Here is a 626-nt window from a genome sequence, read left to right on the forward strand (position 1 = left end):
CAATATCAATCCGTCCGACACCAACGACGTGATCGGGGAATATGCCCGCGCCTCGGCCGAGGATGCGAAGGCGGCGATTGCTGCGGCCAAGGCGGCCTTTCCGGCCTGGTCGCGCTTCGGCATCCTCGAGCGTCATGCGATCCTTCGAAAGACCGCAGACGAGATCCTGGCGCGCAAGGACGAGCTCGGGCGACTGTTGTCGCGCGAAGAGGGCAAGACGCTGGCGGAAGGCATCGGCGAGACCGTGCGCGCCGGCCAGATCTTTGACTTCTTTGCCGGTGAGGCGCTGCGATTGGCTGGCGAGGTCATCCCCTCGGTGCGCCCTGATATCGGCGTCGAGATCACCCGCGAGCCGGTCGGCGTCGTCGGCATCATCACGCCATGGAATTTCCCGATCGCCATTCCCGCCTGGAAGATCGCGCCGGCGCTCTGCTATGGCAACACCATCGTCTTCAAGCCGGCCGAACTGGTGCCCGGTTGCTCCTGGGCGATCGTCGATATTCTCCATCGCGCCGGCCTGCCGAAGGGCGTGCTGAACCTGGTGATGGGCAAGGGCTCGGTCGTCGGCCAGACGATGCTCGACAGCCCCGACATCCAGGCGATCACCTTTACCGGCTCGACCGGCA

The 626-nt window shown here is 65.2% G+C and carries 1 protein-coding gene; it reads left to right on the forward strand.

Annotated elements, in window-relative coordinates; genetic code table 11:
• Nucleotides 1–626, forward strand: a 626-nt coding sequence (locus C6558_RS38925; protein WP_146161003.1) for an aldehyde dehydrogenase family protein, incomplete at both ends; no start/stop codon positions are given.

Source organism: Ensifer sp. NM-2 (genome assembly GCF_003024455.1).
Classification (GTDB): domain Bacteria; phylum Pseudomonadota; class Alphaproteobacteria; order Rhizobiales; family Rhizobiaceae; genus Ensifer; species Ensifer canadensis.